Source organism: Lentzea atacamensis (assembly GCF_003269295.1).
GTDB classification, from domain to species: domain Bacteria; phylum Actinomycetota; class Actinomycetes; order Mycobacteriales; family Pseudonocardiaceae; genus Lentzea; species Lentzea atacamensis.
In genome coordinates, this window is the sequence record NZ_QLTT01000012.1 from 277,314 (window position 1) to 303,616 (window position 26,303).

Here is a 26,303-nt window from a genome sequence, read left to right on the forward strand (position 1 = left end):
TCTAGCCGAGCAATCCGCCGAGGCCGCCCTGGGCGAGCGGGCCGAGCTTCTGCTCCACCAGCTGCTGCGCCTTCTGGTTGGCGTCCTTGATCGCGGCGACCACGAGGTCCTGGAGGGTCTCGACGTCCTCCGGGTCGACGATCTTCGGGTCGATGGCGAGGTTGACCAGCTCGCCGCCGCCGGTGACGGTGGCGGTCACCAGGCCGTTGGCCGCGTTACCGGTCACTTCGGTGTTGGCCAGCTCTTCCTGGGCGGTCGCCATCTGCTGCTGCATGTTCTGGGCCTGCTGGAGCAGGGCCTGCATGTCGAACTGACCGGGTTGCACCGCTGGTCCTCTCTCGCTGCACGGGGTTGTCTTCCAGCGTACGGCTGGTGGAGCCGCCCCTGTCGGTCGGGCTGGTCAGGCCTTTTTGAGCGGACGGGCACCCAGTTCGTCGGCGAGCAGCTTGAGCATCACCGCTTCGGGGTCCTGCTCCTTGCTCACCGAGTCCGGATCCACCGGACGGGCAGCCTCGGCCAGCATCGCCTCTTCGTCGTCCGGTTCCGGCGGGAGGGGTTCGTCCGGCTCCGGCGGTTCCGGCGGCGGCGGGACGTCGTCCGCCGGCGGGCGCGGGGCCTGGCGCTGGGGCTCCGGCTGGCGGGCGGTCTGGGCCGCCTGGCTCGGGCGGGTGGGGGCCGGGCGGGCGACCTTCGCCGGTTGCACCGCCTGGGGGCCGGCGCCAGGAGCGCCGTGGATGCACTTGACCTGCCAGGTGCCGCCGAGCACGGTGGCGAGGGCGTTGGCGATGGCCTCGGTGTTGCGGGGCTCGGCCAGGCGGCGGGCCAGCGGGGCCGAGGTGTGGGCGATGGTGACGACGTTGCCGTCCACCTCGCTGACCATGGCGTTGGTCAGCATCGCCTCGGTGCTGCGGCTGGACGAGCGGACCGCGGACAGCAGTTCGGACCAGATCCGGCGCACCGCCGTCGCGTCCATGCCGCTGGCAGCGGGAGCAACGGGCTCCGGGGCTGCGGACGGCGGTGGGACAGCGGCTGCTGGCTGAGCCGCGGCCTGGGCTGCGGCCGGGGGCTGCGCGGGGATTGAGACCGGAGCCGCGGTGGGGGCCGGGGTCGGAGCGGGCGTCTGGGCCACGGGCGCGGCTGCCGGAGCCGGGCGGGCGGGCGCGGGCGGCTGGGGTTGCTGGGACACCTCGGCGGCAGGCGGCTGCTGGGACCTGCGGGTGAAGACCGGGGCGCCCGCAGGTGCCGCGGCGGGAGCCTCACCGGGAGCGGCGATGGCCGCCGGCGGGCGGCGTTCCAGTTGTTCCAGGCGTTGGAGCAGCGCGGCTTCCGACTGGCTCACCGACGGCAGCAGCATCCGGGAGACCAGGAGTTCCAGCAACAGGCGCGGGGCGGTGGCGCCGCGCATCTCGACCAGTCCGGTGTGGACGATCTCGGCGTAGCGGGTCAGTGCTGCCGGGCCGATGCGCTCCGCCTGGGCCGACATGGTGGCCAGTTCGTCTTCCGGGGCACTGACCAGGTTGCGGTCGGCGGCGTCGGGGACGGCGCAGAGGAGAACCAGGTCGCGCAGGCGGTCCAGGAGGTCGCTGGCGAAGCGGCGGGGGTCGTGGCCGGCTTCCACGAGGCGGTCGATGGTGCCGAAGACCGCGGCGCCGTCGCCCGCGGCCAGACCGTCCACCACGTCGTTGATCAGGGCCGAGTCGGTCACGCCCAGGAGGGTGAGGGCGCGCTCGTACTTCACGCCGTCCGGGCCCGCGCCGGAGAGGAGCTGGTCCATGACCGACTGCGTGTCGCGGGCCGAGCCACCGCCCGCCCTGATCACCAGCGGGAAGACGGCCGGGTCGACCGTCACGCCTTCCGCGGCGCAGTTGCGTTCCAGCAGGCTGCGCATCACGCCGGGCGGGATCAGGCGGAACGGGTAGTGGTGCGTGCGGGAGCGGATGGTCGGGAGGACCTTGTCCGGCTCGGTGGTGGCGAAGATGAAGATCAGGTGCTCCGGCGGCTCCTCGACGATCTTCAGCAGGGCGTTGAAGCCCTGCGTGGTGACCATGTGGGCCTCGTCGATGATGAAGACGCGGTAGCGGGACTCGGCCGGGGCGTAGAAGGCCTTGTCACGGAGTTCGCGGGTGTCTTCAACGCCACCGTGGGAGGCGGCGTCGAGCTCGACGACGTCGACGGTGCCGGAGCCGTTGGGTGCCAGGCCGATGCACGAGTTGCACTCGCCGCACGGGTCGGGAGTCGGGCCCTGCACGCAGTTGAGCGAACGGGCCAGGATGCGGGCGGACGAGGTCTTGCCGCAGCCGCGCGGGCCGCTGAACAGGTACGCGTGGTTCACCCTGCCCGCCGCCAGCGCGGTGCGCAGGGGGTCTGTCACGTGCTCCTGGCCCACGACCTCGGAGAACGTGGCAGGACGGTACTTGCGATACAGAGCGAGCGCCACGCCCGAGACAGTACCGGTGACCCCTGACAGTTCTGCGAGTCCCGCCACACGTGTGCTGGTCGCGGCGCGACCGGTGTTGCTGCCCGCGCAACGAGCTCGCACCGCAGGGGGCTCGGGGGACTCGGTCCCCCAAAATGATCAGGCCTCCGGGAAGGCGCGACGGCGCCGAACAGGAGACAAAAGGGGACCCCGTGCACCCACCAGAGCCCGCTTATCCTTGCTGCCTTCCGGCCCTGGGGAGGTTCGCGAGATGTGTGCCGCACGAGGTCCGACGTCAGTGTAGCGAAGGGGCTGGGTCGAACGTGTGTTCGAGTTGCCCACAGTGTTGTCCCCAGCTGTGGACAACTTCCGGCCGGTCGCCAGCATCAGCAGGTCGGACACCGGAAGAGCAGGCATTTCACCGCCGGGGAAACGCTTGCGCGCTCCCCAGAACGGGCTGCGCAGGACGTGCTCCAGCGCGGCCTCGGCGGGTTCGAGAGGCATCTCACGTGCGCGGCCCAGCGGGCGGGCGATGTCCTGGCCGTGGACCAGGAAGTCGACCAGCGGGTCGATCGGGGCGGCCATCGGCGCGCGCTTCGGGGAGGCTGCCGTCTCGCGGATCTGTGCGATCAACTCCGACCGGGTGAACTGTGCGGCGAGCGCGCGGGTTCTGGCGTCCTCCATGCGGTTCCAGTCGAAGCGGGCCCGCACGGCGCCCTTGATCACGTCGCCCCAGCCGGTGCGGGTCGACGTGGTGAGGTGGGCGGCCATCTCCTGCACGGTCCAGCCGGTGCAGAGGGTTTCGCGCTGCCATTCGTCGTCGGTCAGGTCGTCCAGGAGGTCCGCGACGCTCAGACGCTCGGCCTCCAGCCACTTCATGATCATGGTTGCCCCTCGATGGCGGTGAGCCTGCGGCGCAGGAAGTCCCGTTCGGATTCGGTGCCCGCCAGCGCGATGGCCTCGCGGTAGGCCTGGGCGGCTTCCCCGGCACGGCCGAGGCGGTGCAACAGGCCCGCGCGGGCCACCCGGTACGGGTGGTAGTCGCGGAGCCTGGGCTCGGCGGCCAGCTCGTCCAGGAGCGCCAGGCCGGCGGACGGGCCGTCGCGCATGGCGATCGCGACGGCCCTGTTGAGCGCGATCACCGGTGACGGGGTGAGCTTGTTCAGCACGTCGTAGAGAGCGGCGATCTGCGGCCAGTCGGTGCTCGCGAAGTCCGGGGCCTCGTCGTGCAGCGCGTTGATCGCCGCCTGCACGCCGTACGGGCCGTGGCCGCCGGTCAGCGCCGCTTCGGCCAGTGCGCTGCCCTCGTCGATCATGTCGCGGTCCCAGAGCGTGCGGTCCTGGTCCTCCAGCAGCTCGGAGCGGGCGTCCCTGCGGGCGTGGACGAGCAGCATCAACGCCAGCAGGCCCGTGACCTCGCGTTCTCCCGGCAGCAGCGCGCGCAGGATCCGGGCGAGCCTGATCGCCTCGCCGGCCAGGTCGGCGCGCTGGGCCGCGTACCCCTCGGTGAAGATCGAGTAGACGGCCTGCAGCACGCCGGGCAGGCGTTCCGGGAGCTCGTGCGGGTCGGGGACGCGGAACGGGATGCGCGCTTCCCTGATCTTCTTCTTCGCGCGCACGATCCGTTGCTGCATCGTCGTCACCGGAACCAGGTACGCCCGCGCGACCTCCGGCGTGGTGAAGCCGGCCAGGCAGCGCAGGATCAGCGCACCACGATCTTCCTCGGGCAACGCGGGGTGCGCGCACGTGAAGAACAGCTCCAGCCGCTCGTCCGGCAGTGCATCCGTGGTGGCTGGATCAGCTCGATCCACCTCCACCTGCAGCAACGCCAGCCGTGCCGCGTGGACCTGGTCGCGGCGCAGGCGGTCGACGGCCTTGCGGCGCGCGGTCGTGAGCAACCACGCGCCGGGCCGGTCCGGCACCCCGTCCACCGGCCAGTGCCGCAGCGCCGCCTCGATCGCGTCGGAGGTGACCTCCTCGGCGAGGTCGAGATCGCCGAAGCGCTTGACCAGCGTCGCGAGCAGCCTGCCGCGCTCCTCCCGGAACACCTGCTCGACGTTCATCAGAACTCGGCGATCGGCCTCACGACGACAGCGCCGCCGTCGCGCGATCCCGGACACTTCGCGGCCCACTCCAGCGCCGCGTCCAGGTCGGGCACGTCGATGATCTCGTAGCCGCCCAGCACCTCACGCGTCTCGGCGAACGGGCCGTCGGTGACGGCGCGCTTGCCGTCGGGTCCAACCTGGACGGTGGTCGCTGTGACCAGATCGGCGAGCGAGTGACCGGAGACGAGCACGCCCGCGTCCTTCATCTCCTTCTCGTGGGCGATCCAGTCCTCGACGGTGCAGCTGCTCTGCTGGTCAGAGGCCGCGTAGATCAACAGCATGTACTTCACGTTTGCCCTCCTCGGTCGGTCTTACGGGATCACGACGAGCGGACCACCGCCAGATCGACACAGGCTTTGAAGATTTTTTGGTGTCCCCGGTCCCCACCCCGTTTTGGGTTGCGGAACACGCGTCCGGTAAGCTCCCCCACGGAGGATTCGCCTAGTGGCCTAGGGCGCACGACTGGAAATCGTGTTGGGTTAACACCCTCACGGGTTCAAATCCCGTATCCTCCGCGCAAAGGCGGCGAGTGCTCGCAAAGAGCACTCGCCGCCTTCTTTTGCATCTTGCGGGACACCCCGCGCCCTGGGCTCGAAGGGCGCCGAACTTGCAACGTTCGGCGCCCTTCTGGCGTTATGAGGTCATGCTGCCCGAAGACCTGATGCTGCTCTTCATCGACGAAGACGACGGTCGCGTGCTGATGGACACGACGTCGATCCACAACGCGCTGGCCGGCGCCGTGCTGCTGGAGCTCGTCAACGCCGGGAGGGTGGCGTTCGAGCCGGACGGCAAGAAGCTCGCGGTCGTGGACCCGGCCCCGCTGCCCAACGAGTTCCTGCAGGAGTCGCTCAGCAGGCTCAACAAGCCCATGAAGCCGCAGCGGGCGGTGGAACGGCTCCGCACCCACGTGCGGGACAACGTCATGGCGCAGCTCGAAGGCCGGGGCGTGCTGTCGGTCGAGAAGACCAAGATGCTCGGGATCTTCCCCACCAAGAGCTGCGTGATCCAGGACCGGCGGGCGATCAGCGACGTGCGGGACGCGGTCGGCGACGTCGCGCTCGGACATCGGGCGCCGGACGAGCGCACCGGGGCGTTGATCTCGCTGCTGTACGCGGTGAAGGCGCTGCACAAGGTCTTCGACGGCGACAAGCGCGAGATGAACGCGCGGGCGAAGGAGATCTCCGCTGCGAACTGGACCGGCGCGGCCGTCCAGAAGGCGATGGAGGCGGTGCAGGTCGCGGTCATGGCGGCAGTGGTGGCCTCGACCGCGGTCGCCGCGGGCGGGGGGTCGAGCTGAGATGCTGCACGAAGACCTGATGCTGCTGTGCATCAACCAGCAGAACGGCCGCATGCTGGCCAACTCCACGTCGGTCGACAACGCGCTCGCCGGTGCCGTGCTCATCGACCTGGTCAACTCCGGGCGCGTGGCGTTCGAGCCGAACGGCAAGAAGCTCCAGGTGGTCGACCCGTCGCCGCTGAACGACAGGCTGTTGCAGGAGGCGGTGTCGCGGTTCGACAAGCCGATGAGGGCGCAGCGGGCGGTGGAACGCGTCAGGAAGAAGTTGTGGGACAACGTCATCGCACAGCTCGTGGACCGCGGTGTCGTGCGGGTGGAGCCGAGGAAGGTGCTCGGGATCTTCCCGGCGAAGAGCTACCTGATCACCGACGAGCGGGCGTACGACGAGGTGCGCAAGGCGGTCGGCGAGGTCGCGGCCGGGTACCGGGGGCCGGATGAACGCACGGGATCGTTGATCACGCTGCTCTACGCGGTGAACGCCGTGCACCACGTGTTCGAGGGTGACAAGCGCGAGCTGAAGAAGCGCGCGAAGGAGATCTCCGCCGGCCACTGGGCGGGCGACGCCGTGCGCAGGGCGGTCGAGGCGGTTCAGGGCGGGGTGACCGCCGCGGCCTCTGCCGCCGCGTCAGGGGAATGACGCGGCGGCAGGGAACGCGTTACGGCTTCAGGCAGTCGAGGATGTCCTCGAGTGCGAACACGATCTTGTCGACGTTCGCGTCACCCGTGGACGGGCGGGCGCGGACGATCTGCGGGTCGTGGTCGCTCGCCTGGTCGGAGAACTCGGCGTTGATGCGCACCACGTCGTAGCCGAAGCGGGTGATGTTCCTGCTCAGCACGATGTGGTCGAGCGTCTGCGAGTTGCCCTCGAAGACGTAGCTGTACCGCTCGTTCACCGGCAGCGTCTCGATGAGCGCCTTGAGGTTGCCGTCGCCGGTCAACGCCTTCAGCGCGGGCGAGAACTGGTAGTCGTTCAGGTCGCCGGCGAGGACGACGTTGGCGCCCTTGTCGATCGCCCGGATCTGCTCGGTGAACGCCTTCAGCGCCGCGGCCTGCTTGACGCGCTGCACCTCGGAGGAGCGGTTCGGCGGCTGGATGCGGCCGTGGATGGCGTCGTCCGCGCCCTTGGAGGTGAAGTGGTTCGCGACCACGAACACCGTGCGGCCGCGGAACTTGAACTCACCGGCGAGCGGCTTGCGGCTGTCCGTCCACGCATCGTTGAGCGGGTCGATCCGGCCGGGGGACACGGAAAGCGCGGCGCGGCCGTTCTTCTTGACGACCTCGACCGGGGTCTTGAAGTCGCCACCAGGACGGTCCACGAAGGACACGCGCTGCGGGTTGAAGAAGAAGCCGACGCGGATGTTGCCGCCGGGCTGACCGCCGTCCTTGCCGTTCTCCGGGTCGATCTGCCGCCACTGGTAGCGCGGGCCACCCTTGGCGACGACCGCGTCGCTGAGCTTCTGCAACGTCTGGTCCGCGGCCACCGTGCCGTCGTTGACGGTGCCGTTGTTGTCCTGGATCTCTTCCAGCACAACGACATCCGGGCTGCGCAGGTTGGTCACCACGCCGTCCGCGAGCCGGTCGAACTTGGTCTGCGCGTCGGACGGGTCGAGGTTCTCGACGTTGTAGGTCGCGACCGACAGCTCGCTCTCCTTCTGCTGCGCGGTGATCTCGCGCTGCAGGTTCGCCGACACATGCCGGCCGAGCTTCAGCGCGGCCAGGGTGTAGCCGCCGAAGTCCGTGTACTCGATGGCACCGACGGTCGCGCCCGCGAAGACGTCGCCGACGTTCGCCTCGGGCAGCGCCGTGGCCTTGATCTTCAACCGGCCGCTGTTCGGCTGGTCGTAGCCGGTGTAGATGCTGCCGCCACGGGGAGTGGGGTTCTGGTTCGGGTTGACCGTGACCCACACGTCGCCGAAGCTGCTGCTCGGGCCGACCACGCGGACGTCGTCGACCTGGACGAGCGTGCCCTCGAGCGACTCGAGGAGGTCGAGGGCGTAGGTCTGCGGCTGCAACGGCAGCTGCTCGATGTCGCCGCCCGGCGCGGGCAGGTAGGCGTCCGGCAGGTTCTTCACGACCACCGGCGCGGGGACCGGGTTGCCCTTCGACAACGTGATCGTGGTGGCCTGGGTGATCTCGGTGAGGGTCTGCTTCGAGCCGCCACCCGGCCGGTATTCCGCGATCGTGCCGCTGACCAGCACGTTGTCACCGACCGCAACGGTCGGCACACTGCCTGCCGTGTAGACGAACACGCCCTCGCTCGTGCGCGGGTCGCTGTCCTGACCGGTGACGTCCTGGATCCAGAAGCCGCGGTCACCCGTGGCGCGCGTGCCGGTGACGACGCCGGGGACGTTGGTGACCTTCTGGCCGAGCAACGGCGAGGTGCGCGTGACGCCCTGGATGTCGTGGATGCGCTTGTCGCCGGGCACGGGGTCCGGGTCGGGATCCGGGTTGCCGCCGCCCGGGGTCTCGCCCTTGGAGTTGGTCGGGCTGGGGTCGCCCACCGTGAAGTCGGCCGAGTTGTTGTCGGTGTCAGCGAGCCCGTTGGCGCGTGCCGCGGACGTGGTGTTGCTCAGGGCGTTGGTCGCGGTTCCCTCGCGAACCACCGCCGTGCCGTAGCCGACGAGGTCGATGATGCGAGAGTCGGCTGCGCAGTCGGCGGCCGTCTTGCAGGTGAGCGCCGCAGTGCCGTTGACCAGCGCGATGGTGCCGTTGGTGCCGCTCATGGCGAGCGTGCCGGTGGCGTCCGGGGCCGGCAGGTCGACGGTGCCGCCGGTGCCCTTGGCCTCGGCGACGAGGAACGTCTTTCCGGGCGCGATCGACCCGCTCAGTGGGGTCACGCCCCACTGCGTGGTCGCGCCGGGGGTGGCCGAGATGTACTGGACGCTGTAGCCGTCCAGGCTGATCGCGCTCGCGCCCTTGTTGGCGAGCTCGACGAAGTCCTGCTTGAGCGTGGCGCCGGAGTTGCCGCCGCCTCCGTAGACCTCGGAGATCAGGGCGTCGGTGCTGGGTGCGGCAACTGCGGGTACGGCGGCGAACACGAGCGCCGCCACCGCTGTCCCGACGCCGGGCAGGGTGGGTCTCAAAACTTCCTCCAGGGGATGCGGCGGACCGACGCATCTTTCCTCGATCGAGTGGTCTTTGGAAGCCGTTGTTACTAACGGTTAACCGGTTGGCCCATCAATCATCACTCGAACAAGTGTTCGATCATGGTGTATGCTCCAACTCGGAACGCTGACCGGTGGGCCCCTCCCAGGCGCCGGTCGGCGTCCCTACTTTGGAGCTCATGGGGATGCTGAGCTACGAGCGCCGTTGCGCCGAGATCGTCAACCAGACCTCACTGCTCGTTTCCGCCCTCGATGGCCTTGACCTGGGCAAACAGGTGCCGTCGACGCCGGACTGGACGGTGAACCAGCTCCTGCGCCACCTCGGCCATGCCCACCGCTGGGCCGACGAGATGATCCGCGAGAAGCTGCCGGAGATCGACCTCACCCGCAACCGGGCGCAGGACGTGGCCTCCTACGCAGGTGAAACAGCCGCCGAGCTGGGGCCGTGGCTGATGGAGGGTGCCTCCTCGTTGTCCGCGGCACTGCAGGCCGTCGACCCGAACGAGATGATCGCGTCGATGGGCGGTCACCCCGGCCCGCGGATGTGGTCGCGGCGGATGGCCAACGAGACCGTGATCCACAGGTGGGACGTGGTGAACGCACTGGGCGTGCCGTTCGAGATCGCCCCGGAGGTCGCGCAGGACGCGCTGCGCGAGTGGACCGATTTCGCGCTGCCGTACTCGTTCCTGAGGTGGCCCGCCGAGACCGCTCCACTGCTCGGCCCCGGCCGCACGGTGCACCTGCACGCGACGGATGTCCCGGCCGAGCTCGTGATCGACCTCACGGGGCCGCGGCCGGTCGTGCGGGAGGGGCACGAGAAGGCGGCGGTGGCGTTGCGCGGCCCCGTGGTCGAGCTGGTGCTGGCGGTCTACCGGCGGCGGCCGGTGGAAGGGCTCGAGGTGTTCGGCGACGCGGAGCTGCTCGACGAGTTCCTGGCCGGAGTGCGCTTCTGAGGCGTGCTCAGAAGACGCGGCGCTTGAACCGCCACACGACGAGGGCGAGCAGTGCCGCGGCCAGGCCACCGAAGATCGCGGCCTCCACGAGCTGGAACGTCCAGAACCGTTCGGCGGGTTGGTACTCGACCCACTGCTGGACGCCACGCTCGTGCAGATACGCGCCGAACTTCACGCCTTCCTTCTGCGCGGCGGAGTACATCGCCACGGAGTCGTAGAGCGACAGCGGACGGCCGGACGAGTCCACGTAGCCCGTGGCGATGGTCCAGTCGAGGGGGTTGCCGGTCGACATCCGCGGATTGCCGGGGTCGGCGAGATCGTCCGCCCCCACGAGCTCCACGAGGCGTTGCGGTTCCTGGAAGTTCGGCCGCAGCCAGCCCGCGACCAGGACGCGGACCGCGAGGAATGCGCCGAGCGCGATCGCGATCGCGGGCAGGCTGCGGCGCAACAACGCACCTGCTGCCGTGGCGGCGGCGAACGCGAACAGCGCGTACCCCGCCGGAGCGAGCCCTTCCAGGTCGAACGCGTCGGCCCCGAACCGGCCGTCGAGGACGTCCATCGGCTGCCGGTACCAAGTGATCACCGCGGAGAAGACACCGGCGAGCACCGCGGTCGCCAGCCCCAGAGCACCCAGTTTGACGGCCAGCCAACGCATCCTGGGCACGGACTGCGTCCAGGCGAACTGCCAGGTGCCCGCCTCCAGCTCGCGCGCCACCAGCGGTGCGCCGAAGAACGCGCCGATCAGGAACGGCACCAGGCTGAACAGGTTCAGCATCTTGGAGGCGTAACCGTGTTCCTCGTTCAACCGCCTGATCGCGGTCGAGCACGTCTCGGAGACGTCGACGCCCACGCACTGACCGGCGCCACCGGGGAACAGCGAATGCATCTGCAGTCCGACCGCGAGCAGAAAGGCGCCGATCGTCGCGACCAGCAGGCCGAGCGTCAGCATCTCCGCGCGGTGTTGCCGCCACGTCAGCCAGGTCATGCCGGCACCTCCGTCCTGGCCGTGGGCGCGACCTCGGTGCCCGCCGGGCGCCGCAGGTAGGCCAGCACCAGGTCTTCCAGGCCGACCGGGCTCGACTGCCAGCCAGGAGCCGCCGGCAGGCCACCGTCGCGCACGAGCAACGTCGTGTGCCGTTCGCTGTGAGTGGCCTCCACGACGGTGCCCGCCCTGTCGAGATCCGCCGTCGTGCGCGGGCCGACGAGCAACCGGTGCTCGTCCACCAGTGAGTCGATGTCCCCGGCGAGCGTGACCCTGCTGTGGTTGAGCACGATCAGGTGGTCGCAGACGCGTTCCAGCTCGGGCACGACGTGCGAGGAGAACAACACGGTCATGCCGTCGGCGGCGACCGCGCCCATCAAGGCTTGGAGGAACTCCAAGCGGGCAACCGGGTCGAGGCTGGCCATGGGCTCGTCGAGGACGAGCAGGTCCGGCCGCTTGGCCAACGCCAGCGCCAGCGCGACCTGAGCTTGCTGACCGCCGGAGAGCGCGCCGGCCTTGCGGTCGAGCGGGATCTCCAGCTGCGCCAGCCGCCGCTCGGCCAGCCCCTGGTCGAAGCGCAGGTTGCACGACCGGCCGAGGCGGAGCAGCTCCGCGACGGTGAAGTGCTTGTAGAGCGGGTGGTCCTGGGCGAGGAACCCGATGCGGGACAACACCTGCGGCGTGTTGGTGGCAGGAGACTCGCCCAGCACCTCGACGCTGCCCGTGGTGGGCGCGAGCAGACCCACGGCCAGGCGCAGGAACGTGCTCTTGCCGGCGCCGTTGGGACCCACGAGCGCCGTCACCCTGCCGGTCGGCACGGACAGGCTGCAGTCACGCAGCGCCCACGTCCGGCGGTAGCGCTTTCCCAGTCCGTCCGTCCGGAGCGCGTATTCGGTTGCTGTCATGCGATGTTCTCATTCTTGGCTTGGTTGAGAGCTGCGGTGAAGAGCGCGTTGAGCGCCTGCTCGTCGAGGCCGGCGGCGCGTGCCCGGCCCAACCACGCCTCCAGGCCTCGCTGCAGCGAGGTGTAGGTGGCGGGCGAGATCGTGGCGGCCGGGGTCTCGTTGACGAAGGTGCCCTGTCCTGGACGCCCGGTGACCAGACCTTCCTGTTCCAGCTGGCGATAGGCCTTGGCCACCGTGTTCGGGTTGATCGCGACGGCCTCGGACACCTCGCGGATCAGAGGCAGCCGATCACCGGGCTTCAGGAAGCCCAGCAGCACGGCCTGCCGCACCTGGTGGACGAGCTGCAGGTAGGGCGGCACGCCCGAGCGACTGTCGATCCGGAAGACGAACATGTGGTCCCCTTTACTGCTTTACTAGTTCCCTAGTAAAGCAGTAAAGATCAGCTCAGGACAAGGGGGCGCTGAGCTACGAGGAGTTCGGTCCGACCAAGCCGAGTGAGGCAGCGGAGCAGATCGCCCGGTTGTACGGTCCATGACCGGAGAAGGCCTGCGCATGGACGCGAACGATCACGCCCGGCTGATGCGTGCCGCGGGAGGTGGCAACTGCCACCACGAATGCCACCAAACGTCAAAGCCCCGGTTGCCATGATCGGCAACCGGGGCTCTGAACAGCGGTGGCGGTGGGATTTGAACCCACGGAGGCTTGCACCTCACACGCTTTCGAGGCGTGCTCCTTCGGCCGCTCGGACACGCCACCGGTAAGAACAATACACAGCCGGATCCAGCGGGTTAACGCTGGGTCCGGAAGAAGCGTTCGAGCAGGTCAGCGCACTCCTCTTCGAGCACACCGCCGTGCACCTCCGGCCGGTGGTTGAGCCGACGGTCGCGAACGACGTCCCAGAGCGACCCCACAGCACCCGTCTTGGGCTCCCAGGCGCCGAAGACGAGACGAGAAACCCGCGCCAGCACCAGGGCGCCCGCGCACATCGTGCAGGGTTCCAACGTGACCGCGAGGGTGCAGCCGTCGAGGCGCCAGCCGTCGCCGTACTTGGTGGCCGCCTCGCGCAACGCCAGGATCTCGGCGTGCGCCGTCGGGTCGCCGAGTGCCTCACGGGCGTTGCAGGCTTCGGCGAGCACCGTGCCGTCGGGCGCGAAGACGACGGCGCCGATCGGGACGTCGGCACCGGCACCGGTGGCCGCCTGGATGGCCCTGCGGACGAGGTCGGAGTCGTTCACGCCTGGATCGTGTCGAGCAGCTTCGTGAACTCGTCGATGAAGCCGATGCGCTGGGCGATCATCTGGAGCTGCTCGTCCGGGTAGAGGTCGACCTGGTCGACGATGATCTGGAGCTCGTGCGCGGGCATGCCGAGGTCGGACAGCACCCCGAGATCGCCCTCCGGCCAGAGCTCGGTGTCCTCCTCGTCCGGCGGTTCGACGCGCAGGAGGTCCAGGACGTCGGCCGCGATGTCGTAGTCCAGGGCGGCGGCCGCGTCGGAGAGCAGCAACGCCACGCCGCCCGGCACGGGGCGCAGGATGATGAAGAACTCGTCGTCGACCGCGAGCAGACCGAACACGGCGCCGGTCGACCTCAGTTGGCGCAGCTGTGTGATCGCCGCGTCCAGCTCCGACAGCGCGGAGCTGTCCATCCTGCTGCACCGCCAACGGCCGTCCTCCCGGACGACCGCGACCGCGAAGCCGTTGACCGGCTCCTGCTCTGTCATGAGCACACCGTAGGGCCCAGACGACCTTCCCGGTAGCTGAGGTGGTGCGACTATCGAAGGATGAGCACAAACACGCCGGACCCCCGTTTCGTCGGACTGCTCGAGGGGGCGCGCTCGCTGCAGCCCCGCACGGTGGCGCTTCGCAGGCAGATCCACCGCCATCCTGAACAGGGACTTCAGCTCCCCAGGACGCAGGCGGCCATCCTGCACGCGTTGGACGGGCTGCCGCTCAAGGTCACGAAGGGTGAGTCGACCACCTCGGTGGTGGCGGTGCTCGAGGGTGATCGGCCCGGGCCGACCGTGCTCCTGCGCGGCGACATGGACGGGCTGCCGCTCCAGGAGGACACCGGGCTGTCCTACGCGTCCGAAGTGGACGGGAACATGCACGCGTGCGGGCACGACACGCACGTGGCGATGCTGGCCTCGTCCGCGCGACTGCTCTCCGACCGCAGGGACGCGCTCAGGGGCAAGGTGCTCTTCATGTTCCAGCCGGGCGAGGAGGGTCATCACGGCGCCCGGTACATGATCGAGGAAGGCCTGCTCGACGACGGCGTGGAGAAGGCGTTCGCGCTGCACATCACGTCCAAGATGAAGTCGGGCGTGGTGACGTGCCGGCCCGGGCCGATCATGGCGTCCGCGGACACGTTCCACATCCACGTGAAGGGACGCGGCGGGCACGGGGCGATGCCGCACAACGCCCTGGACCCGGTGCCGGCCGCCGCGGCGATGGTCGGCGCGATCCAGACGATGCTCGGGCGCCGGATCAGCGTGCACGAGCCGGCCGTGGTGACGGTCGCGCAGATCAACGCCGGTACGACGACGAACATCATCCCGGAGACGGCCACGCTGGACGGGACGATCAGGACGTTGTCCGAGGCCACGCGCAAAGAGGTGCACAAGGAGCTCAAGCAGGTCGTCAAGCACACGGCCGCCGCCCACGGGTGCCACGCCGAGGTCAGCATCGTGCCGGGGTATCCGGTGACGGTGAACGACGACCAGGTCGGGCAGCACGTCGTGGACCTGGCGGCGAAGGCGATGGGGCCGACCTGGAGCGAGCCGATGCAGGATCCGCTGATGGGTGCGGAGGACTTCTCGTACGTGCTGCAACGGGTGCCTGGCGCGCTGGCGTTCCTCGGAGCGTGCCCGCGGGGGATCGACCTGGACGAGGCCGCTCCCAACCACTCGAACCGCGTGTTGTTCGACGAGGCGGCGATGGAGCACGGCGTGGCGATGTACGCGGCGTTCGCGCTGGACGCACTCCGGTAGTTCCGAGCACGGGTCGCACGGAATGATGGGCGCCGTGCGAGACGTGTGCGTGATCGGACTGGGACTGATCGGCGGCTCCGTGCTGCGGGCCGCCAATGCTGCCGGGCGCACCGTGTGGGGTGCGACCGCCAGCAAGGACGACGCGGACAAGGCGCGCGCTGAGGGCTTCGACATCACGAGCATCGACGAGGCCCTCAGCCGCGACGCCGAGGCGCTCGTCGTGCTCGCGGTGCCGCTGCCCGCGCTGCCGGACCTTCTGCGCAAGATCCCCAAGGGCACCCGCCTCACGGACGTCACCAGCGTCAAGGGCCCCGTCCACGACGCCGTGCACCGGTACGCGCCCGAAGTTCGCTTCGTCGGCGGGCACCCCATGGCGGGCACGAGCCGCAGCGGCTGGGACGCGGGCTCGGACACCCTCTTCCAGGGCGCGGCCTGGGTCGTCACGCCCGAGGAAGCCGACGATCACCTCAACGACGTCATGCAGCTCGCGCTCGATCTCGGCGCCCACGTCGTCCCGACCACGCCGGAGGAGCACGACGAGGCGGTCGCGCGGATCAGCCACCTCCCGCACGTCATGGCGGCGATCCTGGCCGCGGTTGGCGCGGACGGCGGACCGCTGGCGATGGCGCTCGCGGCAGGCAGCTTCGGCGACGGCACGCGGGTCGCGGGCAGCAGGCCGGAACTCGTCCGCGCGATGTGCGAGGGGAACCGGGACGCGCTCCTGATGGCTGTCGACGACGCGCTCGGCAGGCTCGGGGCGGCGCGAGGGTCGCTCGCGTCGACCGGCGGTCTCGCCAAGACGATCGAGGCCGGCCACGACGGCAGAAACATGCTGGTCAACCAGCCGCAACGGACGCCGATCACCATCGACCTGACCAAGCCGGGAGCACTGGCTGCACTGCGGAACCTCGGGTCGCGCGGCGGACGCGTCGTTGGGCTGAACGGCAGCACCGCCACAGCGGAAACATCGTAGGGTCGCCGGGTGGATCGACGGACGCTCGCCGGTGGACTCGGTGGCCTCGCGCTCGTCGTCGCCGCTGTCGTGGCGCTGCGCACGGGCGATGCGCCGGACACGTTGAAGCGCGAGATCGACGACGGCGTTGAGGCCGTGCAGCAGCAGGAGCCCGTGAAGCCCGCCAACGCCAGGGCTCAGGCGCTCGACGCGGACGCGCTGCAGATCGCGTGGAACGGCTCGGCGTCGGCCTACGAGGTGCGCTGGAACGGCAACGAACAGCTCGTGCCCGGCCCCGAGGTCGAAATTCCGGGACTGAGCCCCGAAGAGCAGGTCGAGGTCGAGATCCGGGCGGTCAGCGCCACCGGCAGGCGGTCGGAACCGCTCAAGATCGCCGCGACGCCCAAGGACCTCTACGACGACAAGTGGGACGACCAGCTCGTCGGGCAGGTGGACAGGTTCGACGGGCCGGAGGCGCTCGACCCGAGGAAGTGGCGGATCGAGGCGGAGCCCGAGTGCCTGGGGCTGCGGCCGTTCGGGCCGAGCAAGCGCATCGACGTCGACTGCTCGATGGCCGCGTTCCAGTCGAACACGCCCATCCGGTTCGGAGTGCCGGCGAGCGACGGCGCGACCGGCAGAGCGGTCATCAGCGTCGCGGGTGCGGTTGAATCGAGCCACGTGCAGCTCACGCTGCTGCCCGCCCCTTGGCAGTACCTCAACGAGACCGACAACCAGCCCCGCGGAGCGGTCAGTCTCGACATCACCACCCAGGGCACGCGGATCGTCGCGGACCCCGACCTGCCCCGCACCGGCAAGCAGGTCCAGCTCGGCGACGCGCCGCTGACCGGGCTCGTGGCGGGCGTGCGGCACCGGTGGGAGATGCGGGTGCTTCCCGACGCGGTCCTCGCGCTGCGAGACGGTGTCGTGGTCGCCTACGAGCCGGTGGCCATCAAGGAACCGGTGGTCCACCCCAGGATCCGCATCGACGGCGGCGGCTTCCTGGACGCGTTCGGCGTCGGCGGTGTACCGGAACGCTGCCTGCCCACCGAGGTCATCCCGCTGCTGCGGGACGCGGAGGTGCCGGAGGACGCGGTCGCGGCCAAGATCGTCACGCCGGAACCGGGCAACCAGGTCGGGGTCACCGACCTCCCGGCCGGCACCAGGAAGGTCGCGGCGGCCCACCCGGCTCAGCTCGTGGTCTTCCGCAAGCCGGAGAGCCGTCCCGGCACCCTGCCGAAGCTCGCGGACCGGCCGGGCGGGATCAAGATCGGCGGGCCCAGACTGCACGTCATGCACGAGGACGGCAGCAGGCCACCGCAGCCCCTCCCGCACCACGGCCGCATCCTCGTCACGGCCGAGATCAACGCCATCGGGCACCGCGGCATCGAGCTCGAGCTCGACGGCAGGCGGATCGTCGCGCTGCCGACCAACGAGCAGGGCGCAGCAGTACCGGGAAGGCACGAGTTCTGGCTCGACGCGAAGAAGTTGGCTCCCGGGTCGCACGCTCGGCTCAAGCTGAGCGTCCTTCCGGCGGACCATGGTGAACCCGTTACCACCGAAACCGTGTTCGAGCTGGGCAAAACGCCTTAGCGTGACCGCATGAAGCGGGTCGCCTTCGCCGTCGCAGGGCTCGCGTTGGTGGTCGGCGTGGTCTTGCTGCGCGACACCGACGGGGGCGAGTCGACCTTGCCCACGGCTCCCCCGCCGCCGACGAAGCTGAAGCCGTTCGAGGCGGAGCAGGTGCTCGTGCCAGGCCCAACGGGTCGTCCGAGCGCACCGGCGAACGTCGTCGCGCGCACCGGCCACCACAAGATCCAGCTCAACTGGTCCGGCGACGCCCCCGCCTACGAGGTGCGCTGGGGCGAGCGGACCAAGCTCGTCACCAGGCCGGGCACGCAGCTCAACGGCCTGGAGAACGAGCGCGAGCAGCAGATCGAGATCCGCTCGGTCGACTCGTTCGGCCAGCGGTCCCAGCCCGCGAAGACCAAGGCGACACCCCGCGCGGACAGCGCCCAGTACACGTTCGTCGACCGCTTCGACCAGACAGACGAACCCGACCTGCAACGCTGGCGGCTCGCCAAGCGCACCGACTGCGCCCGCGCGACGTCGGGAGACGGCGAGGACCACGACCGGCTGGTCGTCAGCAGCAGCTGCGGTACGCGAGCGGTGTCGTTGAGGTCGCGCACACCGTTCGTCCGCAGCGACGACGAAAGCCGGTTCGTGATCGAGACCGACGCCCCGAGCACCGGCGGCAAGCTGCTGCTGGATCTCGTGCCCGGCCCGGTGAGCGTCCAGGGCGATCCGGTGCTGCCCAACGCCATCCGCGCGACCGTCTCCACCGACGCCTCCGGCAACTCGATCGTCGAGCTCGCCCCGAACGGCACCGCGACCAAGGCCATCCCGGCCGCGGTGCCGGGCGTGACCGTGCGCTGGGAGATCGTGCTGACGAAGAACGGCACACAGGTCACCCGTGACGGCGAAGTCGTCGCCACCAGCCCGTTCGTGCCGGAGTGGCGCGAGGCGACGGCACTGGTCGGCGTCGCGGCACTCGCGGGCGACCGGATCCGCGCCGGCATCGACCTCATCGGCTACCGGACCGCCAAGGCCGACGCGCCGCCCGCCGTGCCCACGCCGCAGGTGCGCGTCGACGGCCCGGTCAGCAGTGCCCTGCCGATCCCGGACGTCACCGCTGGCCAGCTGCGCATCGCGCTGATCCCGTCGAGGGAGAGCGAGCCGGTGGCTGCTGTGAAGATCAACGGCATCGAGGTGCCGCTGCGCCCCGCCGTGCCTGGCACGCCGTGGAAACCGGGCGCGGAGTACCCGGCCGTCGCCGACCTGCCCAAAGAGGCCTTCACCGACAACCTCAACGTCGCGCTGGTGACGCGGGAACGCATCCAGGTCACTCACACCGACGTCGAACTCACCGGCGCCAAGAGCCCTCCGCAGCGCCAGTCCGGCACACCGCTCGTCGACGCACGGCCGGTGCTCGCCGACCCCGTTCCCGAGGTCCTCGACGCGAGCGGCCAGCCCATCGAGAACGGCGCCGCGTTCAACCGGGGACGAGTGGTCCTGGAGGTCCGCATCAGCGCCCTCGACTCGGCCGTCGCGGGTCTCGCCGGGTTCGAGGTGCGGCTCGACGGCACCCACGTCGCGACCGTGCCGACCACGGCGGACGGACCGGCCGCCGCCGGCCGGTGGCGGATTTCACTGAACACCGCACAACTGGCGGCGGGTGCGCATGCGGTCGAGGTCAGGGCCTTCAGCACCGATCCAGAAGTGCACCCCGAAACGGGTTATGTTCCCTTCTTGTTGAAGCCCTAGTGGCTCACTATGGGGACATGGCCCGCGCACTCATCCTCGATGCAGCCCGTACTCCGTTCGGCAGGTACCGCGGAGGTCTTTCCGGCATCAGGGTGGACGACCTCGCGGCGCTGCCGATCGTCGACCTGCTGCGCCGCTATCCCGGCCTCGACCTCGCGCGCATCGACGACGTGCTGCTGGGCGACGCGAACGGCGCCGGCGAGGACAACCGCAACGTGGCCCGCATGGCCGCGCTGCTGGCGGGCCTGCCGGTGTCCGTGCCGGGCGTGACGCTGAACCGTCTCTGCGCCTCCGGTGGCGAGTCGGTCGTCCAGGGCGCGCGGGCGCTCGTCTCCGGTGACGCGGACCTGCTGGTCGTCGGCGGGGTCGAGGGCATGAGCCGGGCGCCGTTCGTGACGGCACGGCCGGACAAGGCCTTCCCGGACCGGATGGAGACCGTGTCGACGGCCCTGGGCTGGCGGCTGGTCAACCCGCGGATGCCCAAGCACTACACGGTTCCGCTGGGCCTGGCCGCCGAGAACGTCGCCCACGAACTGGGCATCACGCGCGAGCAGATGGACAACTTCGCCCTGCGCTCACACCGGCGCGCCGCTGCTGCGTGGGATGCGGGCGTGCACGAGGGCTTCGCATTCGCCGTGCAGCTGCCGGACGGAACCGCGGTCCGGCGCGACGAGAACGTCCGTGCCGACACGAGCCTCGACAAGCTCGCGAAGCTGAAGCCGGCCTTTTCGGAGCACGGTTCGGTGACTGCGGGCAACGCTTCTCCGTTGAACGACGGCGCTTTGGCCGCGTTGATGGGCACGGAGACCACGGCGGCTGAGCTCGGCGTCGAGCCGCTCGCCGAGGTGCTCGGCAGCGCGACGACCGGTGAGGAGCCGCACCGGTTCACGATCGCGCCGGTGTCGGCGATCCGGAAGTTGTTGAAGCGCCTGCACCTCGACGCCGCCGACGTCGACCTGTGGGAGATCAACGAGGCGTTCGCGGCCATGGCGCTGTCGGTGCTGCACCATCTGCCGGAGATCGACCGCGAGAAGGTCAACGTCCACGGTGGAGCGATCGCCTACGGCCACCCGCTCGGTGCTTCGATGCCGCGCGTGATCATCGACGTGGCACGGCACCTGCGCGCGCGTGGTGGTGGCGTCGGCATCGCGGCCGCGTGTGTGGGTGTCGGCCAGGGCGTGGCGGTCGCCGTCCGGGTCTAGTTCTTGGAGTGCAGGATCTCACGGGCCTGCTCGGCCGCGCGGACGATGCTCTCCGACACGAAGTCGAGGAACCGCGCGATGTTCTCCAGGCGCGTGGCGGCCGGGGTGCCGGCGCCGAGAACGCCGACGCCCTGGCGCGCGGCCTCGGCGAGCTGCCTCGTGCCGGTGGCGCTGGCGATCATCGACTGGTACCAGATGTCGCCCTCGTCGACGACATAACGCTCGCGGCGGCGTTCGTCGCGCACGCGGCCGATCAGGCCCTGGGCTTCGAGGTACGACATCGCCTTGGAGACCGACGCCGGACTGACCTGCAGGTGCCCGACCAGCTCTGCCGCGGTGAGGCTGCCTGAGTCGGTGGCGTAGAGGCTGGCGAGCGCCCTGGCCGTCATCTTGGGCAGGCCCTGCCCGACGAAGATGCCGGAGAACGTCTCCTCGAACTCGCGCACCGCCTCCGGGTCACGCCCGTCGGCCCGCTGGGGTACCTGCCGACCCTTGGGTGCCGCCTGCTTGCGCCGCTGGGCGCGGCGTTCGGTGGCGAGGTGGGCGATGTCGGCCTTGTAGCCCGCGGGGCCGCCGTTCCGCATCACCTCGCGCGTGACCGTCGAGGTGGGACGGTCCAGGCCTCTGGCGATCTCCGCGTAGGAGAGGCCGTCGGCCAGTCCCGCTGCGATCTGACGACGTTCTGACTGGGTGAGTCGGCCTCCTGGCATGCCGCCACCATAGCGTTCACCCACACATCATTGCAACGCGTTACGCATGATCGTTGCATTCATCCGTCGGGCCCATTGCAACAATATATGGGCTTTGAACTGCTTTTATGTAGATCATGTGCAACGAAGCTTATTGCCGACTTCCATGAACGCAACGTAGCTTTTCCCACATCGGAAACAACGAGCTACAGGAGCCAGAGATGCAGACGTTCGCCACCACCGCCCCGATCACCGCCGTTCTCGACATCCCCGCGGGCCTCGTCCAGTTCATCGCCGCGGACCGCGACGACACCGCCGTCGATGTCCGCCCGTCGAACGCCTCGAAGAGCCGCGACGTGAAGGCCGCCGAGCAGACCGAGGTCGAGTTCGCCGACGGCGTCCTGCGGATCAAGGGCGAGACCGGGAGCAAGATCCTCGGCCCGTCCGGCTCCGTCGAGATCACGGTGCAGCTGCCCGCCGGTTCCCGCGTCGAGGCCAAGGCGGCCTGCGCCGAGTTCCGTGGCGTCGGTCGGCTCGGTGACATCGCCTTCGACGCCGCGCAGAGCGACATCAAGATCGACGAGGCCGCGAGCGTGCGACTGAGCACGCAGGCCGGTGACGTCAGCGTCGGCCGCCTCACCGGTTCCGCGGAGATCAACACCCAGAAGGGCGACATCACCATCGGCGTCGCCGCCGGACTGTCCGCCGCCATGGACGCCGGCACCTCCTACGGCCGGATCAGCAACTCCCTCAAGAACAACGGCACCACCGACCTGACCATCCGCGCCACCACCGCGTACGGCGACATCACCGCGCGCAGCCTCTGACAATTCCGAACACTGGGGAGAAACCATGAGCACCACCGCGAACTACCAGGCCGCAGAGAAGCTCTTCCGCCGCTCGGCCGCCCCCGGCGAGCTCGTCGTCGGCGACAAGATCCGTCCACAGTGGATCGACGGTGGTGCCCGCTTCTGGTACCAGGTCCGCGACGGCGCCGACCGCAGGTTCGTACTGGTCGACCCGGCGGCGGGCACCCGTGAGCCGGGCTTCGACCCCACGCCGTACCTGCCGACGCCCGGCAACCCGCTGGAGGTGTCCTCGCCCGACGGCAAGGTTGCGGTCTCGCGGCGCGGCCACGACCTGTGGGCGCGGTCCGGCGATCGCGAGTGGGCCCTCACCACCGACGGCTCGGAGAACTACGGGTACGGCTACGGCCCGGACGCCATGAGCTACGGCACGTTGATGCGCAAGTTCGGCCTGCCGCACATGCCGCCCGCAGTGGCCTGGTCACCCGACTCGACCAAGGTCCTCGCCCACCGCACCGACGAGCGCAACGTCCGCCAGACGCACCTGATCGAGACCCGCCCTGCCGACGGCAGCGGCCCTCGGGTGCACACCCAGCGGTACGCCTACCCCGGCGACCCGGACATGCCGCTGGCTGAGCTGGTGGTGTTCGACATCGCGGCCGGCACCATGGTCCGCGCCCAGACCGAACCGCTGCTCATGCCGGAGTTCTCGCCGATCATGCTCGGCTACGCGTGGTGGGCCTCCGACAGCTCGGCGGTGTACTTCCTCAGCAGGCCGCGCGACCAGCACACCCTCACCCTGAACCGGATGGACGTCTCTTCCGGCGAGGTCACGGTCGTGCTGAGCGAGACCGGATCCAACCGCGTCGGCCCCAACCAGTTCATGTACGGCACGCCGATCGTGCGGGTGCTGGCCGACGAGGTGCTGTGGTTCTCGCAGCGCGACGGCTGGGGCCACCTCTACCGCTACGACCTGCACACCGGCTCGTTGCTCGGCCAGGTCACCTCGGGCTCGTGGCTGGTGCGCGAGATCCTGCACGTCGACGAGACCTCCCGCGTCGTCTACTTCACCGCGTCCGGGCTCGTGGCTGACGATCCCTACCGCCGCACGGTCTGCCGCGTGGGCCTGGACGGCACCGGGTTCGCTTTGGTCACCGACGACACGCTCGACCACGTCGTGGTCGTGTCGGAGAACAAGGAGTACTTCGTCGACTCGGCGTCCACTGTGGACACGCCGCCGGTGACGACGGTGCGCGACTGGTCCGGCCGCGTGCTGGTTTCACTGGAACGCGCCGACATCACGCGGCTGGTCGAGACGGGCTGGACCGCACCGGAACGCTTCTGCGTCAAGGCGGCTGACGGCACGACCGACATCTACGGCGTGCTGTACAAGCCACGCGGGTTCGACCCGTCTGGCAGCTACGCGGTGGTGGACAGCGTCTACCCTGGACCGCAGGTCACCAGGGTCGACCCGTGCTTCGGCCCCGGCGGCATGGGCATGGACGCGGAACCGTTGGCAGCACTCGGTTTCGTGGTCGTGGCCCTGGACGGACGAGGCACCCCCGGCCGCAGCAAAGCCTTCCTCGACGCCTCCTACGGCCGGTTGGCCGACGCGGGCAGCCTGGAGGACCACGTCGCGGCATTGCACCAACTGGCTGCCACGCGCCCGTGGATGGACCTGGGTCGCGTGGGCGTGATGGGCCACTCCGGCGGCGGGTTCGCCGCGGGGCGCGCGATGCTGGCGTTCCCCGAGACCTATCACGCTGGTGTCGCGCTGTCCGGCTCGCACGACGCGCGGTGCATCGGGCTGGGCTGGGCGGAGTCGTGCGACGGGCCGGACAACCCCGAGGCTTGGCTGCGGGCTTCCAACGTCGAGATCGCGGACCGGCTGGAGGGCAAGTTGTTGCTGGTGCACGGCGAGCTGGACGACACGGCGCACCCGCACCACACGATGCGGCTGGCTGACGCGCTGATCGCTGCGGGCAAGGAGTTCGAGCTGCTGATCGTGCCCGGAGCCGAGCACTTGTACATCGACCGGCTGGCCTATGTGCGGACGCGGTGCTGGGACTTCCTGGTCCGCTCGCTCATGGGGGTGGAGCCGCCGGCCTACCGACCCGCGCCGATCATGATCGACCCCGAGGTGCTGGGCGAGATGGTCTAACACCCCTCGCGGGCTTCACAGTGAACTGGAGCGCCGGCCACCCTTCGCCAACGGGCAGGGTGGTCGGCGTCCTCGTCGGGTGCTAGATCCGCTTCGAGATCAGCGGGTACTCGACGACCAGGCCGTTGGCGTCGACCTTGATGTTCTGCTCGAAGCCGCCGCTCTTGAACCGCACCACCGAGACGTCGTCGCCCACCGACACCGTCTTGTAGGTCTGCGTGACCGCGCGAACCGACAGATCCGGCAGCGACACCCGCACGACGGGCAGGTTGTGCTCGCCCTCTTCGCGGTGCAGGCCCAGCCGGCGAATCGGGATGGCGTTGAACAGCACCGAGAACTGGACGTCGACGTCCAGCGCGTCGTTGAACGTCTCGCGCTTGCTGCCCTGGCCGTGGTCGACGAGCCAGGCGCCGTCCTCGGTCCTCGACAGGGAGCACTGGCGCTCCTCAAGGACCGTGGCTGTGCGCAGCAGCAGGCGGTTCACCTGGCCGCTCTCGCCCACGGAGACCTCGAACGAGGCGTTGAACTGCTCGTCGGGGCCCGCGGCCACGAGGCGGCCGGTGGCGCGGAGGCGCTGGTCGCTCGAGAGCAGCAGGCGGACCTGCTCCAGGCGCGGCTCGTGCAGGCCCTGCCAGGTGATCATCTCTGGCCTGCGGGCAGAAGGAGAGCGGGTCTCCCCGTTGGAGGTGACCCGCCCCGCGTCAGTGGTGTTGAAGGAGTTCACTGCCCACCCGGAAGGATGTCCTTGATCTTCTCGGCAACCGAGTCGACCTGCTCTTCGTGACCGAACTTGCCTGCGACGAAATCAGCCGCGGCGTCCACGCCCTTGTCGACCTGCTCGTGGTGCTGCTCGGCGAGGTCCATGGCCTTGTTCTTGATCTCGTCGAAGTTCATGTGGTGCTCCTTCGCTCCTGACGCAGGGTACCCGAGTAGAGCCCGCGTGTTGATAGCCGCGATCACGCTAACTCCGCCTGGACAACTCGGCTCGGCGACACGGATGATGGCCCCGCCGCCGCCTGGTCGGCCGCCGTCGCGGCCAGAACCAGGAGGACACGCCACATGACACGGCTCCTGCGTGGAGTTATGTCCGCAGTACTGCTGTTGCCGCTCGTCGCTGTCTCCTCGGCCAACGCCACGGCCGAGCTTCAGGGGAAAGCGAAGTTCACGGTGACGACCACGGCCTCGTCCGTGGCCGCCCGCAGCGACCGGCGCCCGGTCGCGGGTGGGGTCTACGACCGCAAGGTCGGCAAGACGTTCATCTCGTGGGCGGGTCAGTACGAGGACAGCTACGTCCAGACGTACGACCACCGCAAGGCCACCTGGTCCGCGCCCAACCGGATCGCGGCCGGTGACTCCGACGCGCACAACTACCCGACCATGGTCCAGGCCAGGGACGGGCACCTGCTGATCTTCCGCGGCATGCACAACGTCGAGTTGCGCATGTCCCGTTCGCCTCAGCCGCACTCGGCGGACGGGGTCTGGGAAGAGACGCTGATCTCGAAGAACGCCGCGACGTACCCGATGCCGTTCGTCACCCGCGACGGCACGATCTACGTCTTCTTCCGCGAGACGACCGGTGACCTCGACCCGACGGTCCCGACGGACACGCGCCCGATGCTCTACGTCGTGTCCAAGGACAACGGCAGGACGTGGAAGACCTCCACGGAGCTGACGGGCCACAAGTTCGCGATCGGCTCGACGTCCCGCGCCGACAACATGAACGAGATCTACATCGGCCAGCTGCGGCTCGAGGACTCCGGCCGGGTGCGCATCGTCTACACGCTCGCCGGTGGCGGTTTCGAGGGCAACAAGCACGACCGCTACCACCGCAACATCTACTACGCGTGGTTCGACCCGCGGAACCTGCACTTCTACTCGGCGTCCGGCAGGGATCTGGGCACCCAGATCGACGACGCCGACCAGGAGCAGCACCTGAAGGTCGCGGAGACCCCGCTGACCCTGCCCAACAACGTCAAGTCGCCCGACTACATCCAGCTCGTGGGCACGACGCTGGGCAAGCCGTTCCTGCTGTGGTTCATGGGCGACCCGGACAAGGGACCGCTGCGCAACTACATGTCCACCTGGAACGGTCGCTCGTGGGAGACCAAGGAAGTCGCACGGGGCCTGCGCACCCGTGAGATGGAGCCGATCGACCCGTTCACGTGGCGCGTCTACGCCACAGAGGACGGCAAGCCGAACGTGAACACCTACCTGGTGCGGTTCGGTCGCACGTGGACACCGGAGACCGTCATCCCGACGGCCAAGCCGGTGCAGCGCGTCGAGGTCGTGCAGAACTTCCGCGACCCCGCACGGGCGATCTTCTCCGGCGCCTCGTCCCAACGAGACGTCGCCATCGCTGACGGCGACATCAGCGTGGCGGGGATCAGCCGCCGGTAGAACCTCGCAGTGAACGGCAAACGCCCC

23 protein-coding genes, 2 tRNA genes, 1 other RNA gene and 2 pseudogenes are annotated in these 26,303 nt (G+C 69.6%); 12 read left to right on the top strand and 16 right to left on the bottom strand.

Annotated elements, in window-relative coordinates:
- Nucleotide 1: 1 nt before the first annotated feature.
- The 6 genes and pseudogenes from C8D87_RS39820 to C8D87_RS39845 all read right to left on the bottom strand — a co-directional run bounded on the left by C8D87_RS39820 (nt 2) and on the right by C8D87_RS39845 (nt 4,811).
- The gene (locus C8D87_RS39820) at nt 2-304 is read right to left on the bottom strand and encodes a YbaB/EbfC family nucleoid-associated protein (RefSeq protein WP_109633024.1); all 303 of its coding nucleotides are present in this window, start codon (nt 302-304) and stop codon (nt 2-4) included.
- A gap of 96 nt (nt 305-400) precedes the next feature.
- On the bottom strand, nt 401-2,437 hold the full coding sequence (locus tag C8D87_RS39825; RefSeq protein ID WP_112231282.1) for a DNA polymerase III subunit gamma and tau: 2,037 nt from the start codon (nt 2,435-2,437) through the stop codon (nt 401-403).
- 178 nt (nt 2,438-2,615) lie between these two features.
- Nucleotides 2,616-2,710: signal recognition particle sRNA small type (gene ffs / locus C8D87_RS39830), an RNA gene on the bottom strand.
- 129 nt (nt 2,711-2,839) lie between these two features.
- Nucleotides 2,840-3,301: pseudogene (locus C8D87_RS39835) on the bottom strand (maleylpyruvate isomerase family mycothiol-dependent enzyme); the annotation flags it as partial.
- Nucleotides 3,298-4,479, bottom strand: a complete 1,182-nt coding sequence (locus C8D87_RS39840) for an RNA polymerase sigma factor (RefSeq protein ID WP_112231284.1) — start codon at nt 4,477-4,479, stop codon at nt 3,298-3,300. The gene C8D87_RS39840 and the pseudogene C8D87_RS39835, both read right to left, overlap by 4 nt.
- A complete protein-coding gene (locus C8D87_RS39845) occupies nt 4,479-4,811 on the bottom strand; it encodes a YciI family protein (protein ID WP_112231286.1) in 333 nt (110 codons plus the stop codon). The genes C8D87_RS39840 and C8D87_RS39845 overlap by 1 nt, the downstream gene beginning before the upstream one ends.
- Nucleotides 4,812-4,951: 140 nt before the next feature.
- On the opposite strand from C8D87_RS39845, the gene C8D87_RS39850 reads away from it, so the two are divergent.
- From C8D87_RS39850 to C8D87_RS39860, 3 genes are all read left to right on the top strand, one after another.
- Nucleotides 4,952-5,036, top strand: a tRNA-Ser gene (locus tag C8D87_RS39850).
- A gap of 128 nt (nt 5,037-5,164) precedes the next feature.
- Nucleotides 5,165-5,818, top strand: a complete 654-nt coding sequence (locus tag C8D87_RS39855; RefSeq protein ID WP_112231288.1) for a GOLPH3/VPS74 family protein — start codon at nt 5,165-5,167, stop codon at nt 5,816-5,818.
- Between the two features lies 1 nt (nt 5,819).
- Entirely contained in the window at nt 5,820-6,455 is a 636-nt protein-coding gene (locus C8D87_RS39860) for a GOLPH3/VPS74 family protein (protein WP_112231291.1), read from the top strand.
- Between the two features lie 19 nt (nt 6,456-6,474).
- Here C8D87_RS39860 and C8D87_RS39865 read toward each other — a convergent pair whose 3' ends face one another.
- Complete coding sequence (locus C8D87_RS39865; RefSeq protein ID WP_325049758.1) at nt 6,475-8,901, bottom strand: endonuclease/exonuclease/phosphatase family protein; 2,427 nt, start codon at nt 8,899-8,901, stop codon at nt 6,475-6,477.
- A 200-nt stretch (nt 8,902-9,101) separates the two neighbouring features.
- On the opposite strand from C8D87_RS39865, the gene C8D87_RS39870 reads away from it, so the two are divergent.
- Nucleotides 9,102-9,875, top strand: coding sequence for a maleylpyruvate isomerase family mycothiol-dependent enzyme (locus C8D87_RS39870; RefSeq protein ID WP_112231293.1), 774 nt, complete (start codon nt 9,102-9,104; stop codon nt 9,873-9,875).
- A gap of 7 nt (nt 9,876-9,882) precedes the next feature.
- Here the strand turns inward: C8D87_RS39870 and C8D87_RS39875 are convergent, their stop codons facing one another.
- From C8D87_RS39875 to C8D87_RS39900, 6 genes are all read right to left on the bottom strand, one after another.
- The gene (locus tag C8D87_RS39875; RefSeq protein ID WP_112231295.1) at nt 9,883-10,860 is read right to left on the bottom strand and encodes an ABC transporter permease subunit; all 978 of its coding nucleotides are present in this window, start codon (nt 10,858-10,860) and stop codon (nt 9,883-9,885) included.
- The gene (locus tag C8D87_RS39880; protein ID WP_109630762.1) at nt 10,857-11,762 is read right to left on the bottom strand and encodes an ABC transporter ATP-binding protein; all 906 of its coding nucleotides are present in this window, start codon (nt 11,760-11,762) and stop codon (nt 10,857-10,859) included. The genes C8D87_RS39875 and C8D87_RS39880 overlap by 4 nt, the downstream gene beginning before the upstream one ends.
- Nucleotides 11,759-12,154, bottom strand: a complete 396-nt coding sequence (locus C8D87_RS39885; protein ID WP_112231297.1) for a GntR family transcriptional regulator — start codon at nt 12,152-12,154, stop codon at nt 11,759-11,761. The genes C8D87_RS39880 and C8D87_RS39885 overlap by 4 nt, the downstream gene beginning before the upstream one ends.
- 279 nt (nt 12,155-12,433) lie before the next feature.
- Nucleotides 12,434-12,518 (bottom strand) — tRNA-Ser (locus tag C8D87_RS39890).
- Nucleotides 12,519-12,550: 32 nt separating this feature from the next.
- Complete coding sequence (locus C8D87_RS39895; protein WP_109630754.1) at nt 12,551-12,997, bottom strand: nucleoside deaminase; 447 nt, start codon at nt 12,995-12,997, stop codon at nt 12,551-12,553.
- Nucleotides 12,994-13,482, bottom strand: a complete 489-nt coding sequence (locus C8D87_RS39900; protein ID WP_109633020.1) for a tRNA adenosine deaminase-associated protein — start codon at nt 13,480-13,482, stop codon at nt 12,994-12,996. The genes C8D87_RS39895 and C8D87_RS39900 overlap by 4 nt, the downstream gene beginning before the upstream one ends.
- 60 nt (nt 13,483-13,542) lie before the next feature.
- Between C8D87_RS39900 and C8D87_RS39905 the strand changes: the two genes are divergently transcribed.
- From C8D87_RS39905 to C8D87_RS39925, 5 genes and pseudogenes are all read left to right on the top strand, one after another.
- Nucleotides 13,543-14,748 (top strand): M20 metallopeptidase family protein, encoded by a 1,206-nt coding sequence (locus C8D87_RS39905; protein ID WP_109630751.1) that lies wholly within the window; start codon nt 13,543-13,545, stop codon nt 14,746-14,748.
- A pseudogene (locus C8D87_RS39910) lies at nt 14,741-15,721 on the top strand (prephenate dehydrogenase); the annotation flags it as partial. The gene C8D87_RS39905 and the pseudogene C8D87_RS39910, both read left to right, overlap by 8 nt.
- A 9-nt stretch (nt 15,722-15,730) precedes the next feature.
- Entirely contained in the window at nt 15,731-17,290 is a 1,560-nt protein-coding gene (locus tag C8D87_RS39915) for a fibronectin type III domain-containing protein (protein ID WP_112231301.1), read from the top strand.
- A 9-nt stretch (nt 17,291-17,299) separates the two neighbouring features.
- Nucleotides 17,300-19,021 (top strand): hypothetical protein, encoded by a 1,722-nt coding sequence (locus C8D87_RS39920; protein ID WP_112231303.1) that lies wholly within the window; start codon nt 17,300-17,302, stop codon nt 19,019-19,021.
- 17 nt (nt 19,022-19,038) lie between these two features.
- Nucleotides 19,039-20,223, top strand: a complete 1,185-nt coding sequence (locus C8D87_RS39925) for a thiolase family protein (protein WP_112231305.1) — start codon at nt 19,039-19,041, stop codon at nt 20,221-20,223.
- On the opposite strand, the gene C8D87_RS39930 is transcribed toward C8D87_RS39925, so the two are convergent.
- Nucleotides 20,220-20,933: a GbsR/MarR family transcriptional regulator gene (locus C8D87_RS39930; RefSeq protein ID WP_112231406.1), complete on the bottom strand. Its 714-nt coding sequence runs from the start codon at nt 20,931-20,933 to the stop codon at nt 20,220-20,222. The genes C8D87_RS39925 and C8D87_RS39930 overlap by 4 nt on opposite strands.
- Nucleotides 20,934-21,133: 200 nt before the next feature.
- On the opposite strand from C8D87_RS39930, the gene C8D87_RS39935 reads away from it, so the two are divergent.
- A complete protein-coding gene (locus C8D87_RS39935) occupies nt 21,134-21,739 on the top strand; it encodes a DUF4097 family beta strand repeat-containing protein (protein WP_112231307.1) in 606 nt (201 codons plus the stop codon).
- A gap of 25 nt (nt 21,740-21,764) precedes the next feature.
- On the top strand, nt 21,765-23,879 hold the full coding sequence (locus C8D87_RS39940) for a S9 family peptidase (protein WP_112231309.1): 2,115 nt from the start codon (nt 21,765-21,767) through the stop codon (nt 23,877-23,879).
- 82 nt (nt 23,880-23,961) lie between these two features.
- On the opposite strand, the gene C8D87_RS39945 is transcribed toward C8D87_RS39940, so the two are convergent.
- Both C8D87_RS39945 and C8D87_RS39950 read right to left on the bottom strand, forming a co-directional pair.
- Nucleotides 23,962-24,603: a putative glycolipid-binding domain-containing protein gene (locus C8D87_RS39945; RefSeq protein WP_112231311.1), complete on the bottom strand. Its 642-nt coding sequence runs from the start codon at nt 24,601-24,603 to the stop codon at nt 23,962-23,964.
- Nucleotides 24,600-24,773 (bottom strand): antitoxin, encoded by a 174-nt coding sequence (locus tag C8D87_RS39950; RefSeq protein ID WP_109630700.1) that lies wholly within the window; start codon nt 24,771-24,773, stop codon nt 24,600-24,602. Before C8D87_RS39950 ends, C8D87_RS39945 begins: the two co-directional genes overlap by 4 nt.
- Before the next feature lie 189 nt (nt 24,774-24,962).
- On the opposite strand from C8D87_RS39950, the gene C8D87_RS39955 reads away from it, so the two are divergent.
- On the top strand, nt 24,963-26,276 hold the full coding sequence (locus C8D87_RS39955) for a BNR-4 repeat-containing protein (RefSeq protein ID WP_233442506.1): 1,314 nt from the start codon (nt 24,963-24,965) through the stop codon (nt 26,274-26,276).
- The last annotated feature ends 27 nt before the right edge of the window (nt 26,277-26,303 follow it).

Excerpts from the sequence above, each read along its gene's own strand:
- C8D87_RS39820 (WP_109633024.1), bottom strand. The coding sequence starts at position 304 with ATGCAGGCCCTGCTCCAGCAGGCCCAGAACATGCAGCAGCAGATGGCG.
- C8D87_RS39840 (WP_112231284.1), bottom strand. The coding sequence starts at position 4,479 with ATGAACGTCGAGCAGGTGTTCCGGGAGGAGCGCGGCAGGCTGCTCGCG.
- C8D87_RS39855 (WP_112231288.1), top strand. The coding sequence starts at position 5,165 with ATGCTGCCCGAAGACCTGATGCTGCTCTTCATCGACGAAGACGACGGT.
- C8D87_RS39860 (WP_112231291.1), top strand. The coding sequence starts at position 5,820 with ATGCTGCACGAAGACCTGATGCTGCTGTGCATCAACCAGCAGAACGGC.
- C8D87_RS39870 (WP_112231293.1), top strand. The coding sequence starts at position 9,102 with ATGGGGATGCTGAGCTACGAGCGCCGTTGCGCCGAGATCGTCAACCAG.
- C8D87_RS39875 (WP_112231295.1), bottom strand. The coding sequence starts at position 10,860 with ATGACCTGGCTGACGTGGCGGCAACACCGCGCGGAGATGCTGACGCTC.
- C8D87_RS39880 (WP_109630762.1), bottom strand. The coding sequence starts at position 11,762 with ATGACAGCAACCGAATACGCGCTCCGGACGGACGGACTGGGAAAGCGC.
- C8D87_RS39885 (WP_112231297.1), bottom strand. The coding sequence starts at position 12,154 with ATGTTCGTCTTCCGGATCGACAGTCGCTCGGGCGTGCCGCCCTACCTG.
- C8D87_RS39900 (WP_109633020.1), bottom strand. The coding sequence starts at position 13,482 with ATGACAGAGCAGGAGCCGGTCAACGGCTTCGCGGTCGCGGTCGTCCGG.
- C8D87_RS39905 (WP_109630751.1), top strand. The coding sequence starts at position 13,543 with ATGAGCACAAACACGCCGGACCCCCGTTTCGTCGGACTGCTCGAGGGG.
- C8D87_RS39920 (WP_112231303.1), top strand. The coding sequence starts at position 17,300 with ATGAAGCGGGTCGCCTTCGCCGTCGCAGGGCTCGCGTTGGTGGTCGGC.
- C8D87_RS39925 (WP_112231305.1), top strand. The coding sequence starts at position 19,039 with ATGGCCCGCGCACTCATCCTCGATGCAGCCCGTACTCCGTTCGGCAGG.
- C8D87_RS39930 (WP_112231406.1), bottom strand. The coding sequence starts at position 20,933 with ATGCCAGGAGGCCGACTCACCCAGTCAGAACGTCGTCAGATCGCAGCG.
- C8D87_RS39935 (WP_112231307.1), top strand. The coding sequence starts at position 21,134 with ATGCAGACGTTCGCCACCACCGCCCCGATCACCGCCGTTCTCGACATC.
- C8D87_RS39940 (WP_112231309.1), top strand. The coding sequence starts at position 21,765 with ATGAGCACCACCGCGAACTACCAGGCCGCAGAGAAGCTCTTCCGCCGC.
- C8D87_RS39950 (WP_109630700.1), bottom strand. The coding sequence starts at position 24,773 with ATGAACTTCGACGAGATCAAGAACAAGGCCATGGACCTCGCCGAGCAG.
- C8D87_RS39955 (WP_233442506.1), top strand. The coding sequence starts at position 24,963 with ATGTCCGCAGTACTGCTGTTGCCGCTCGTCGCTGTCTCCTCGGCCAAC.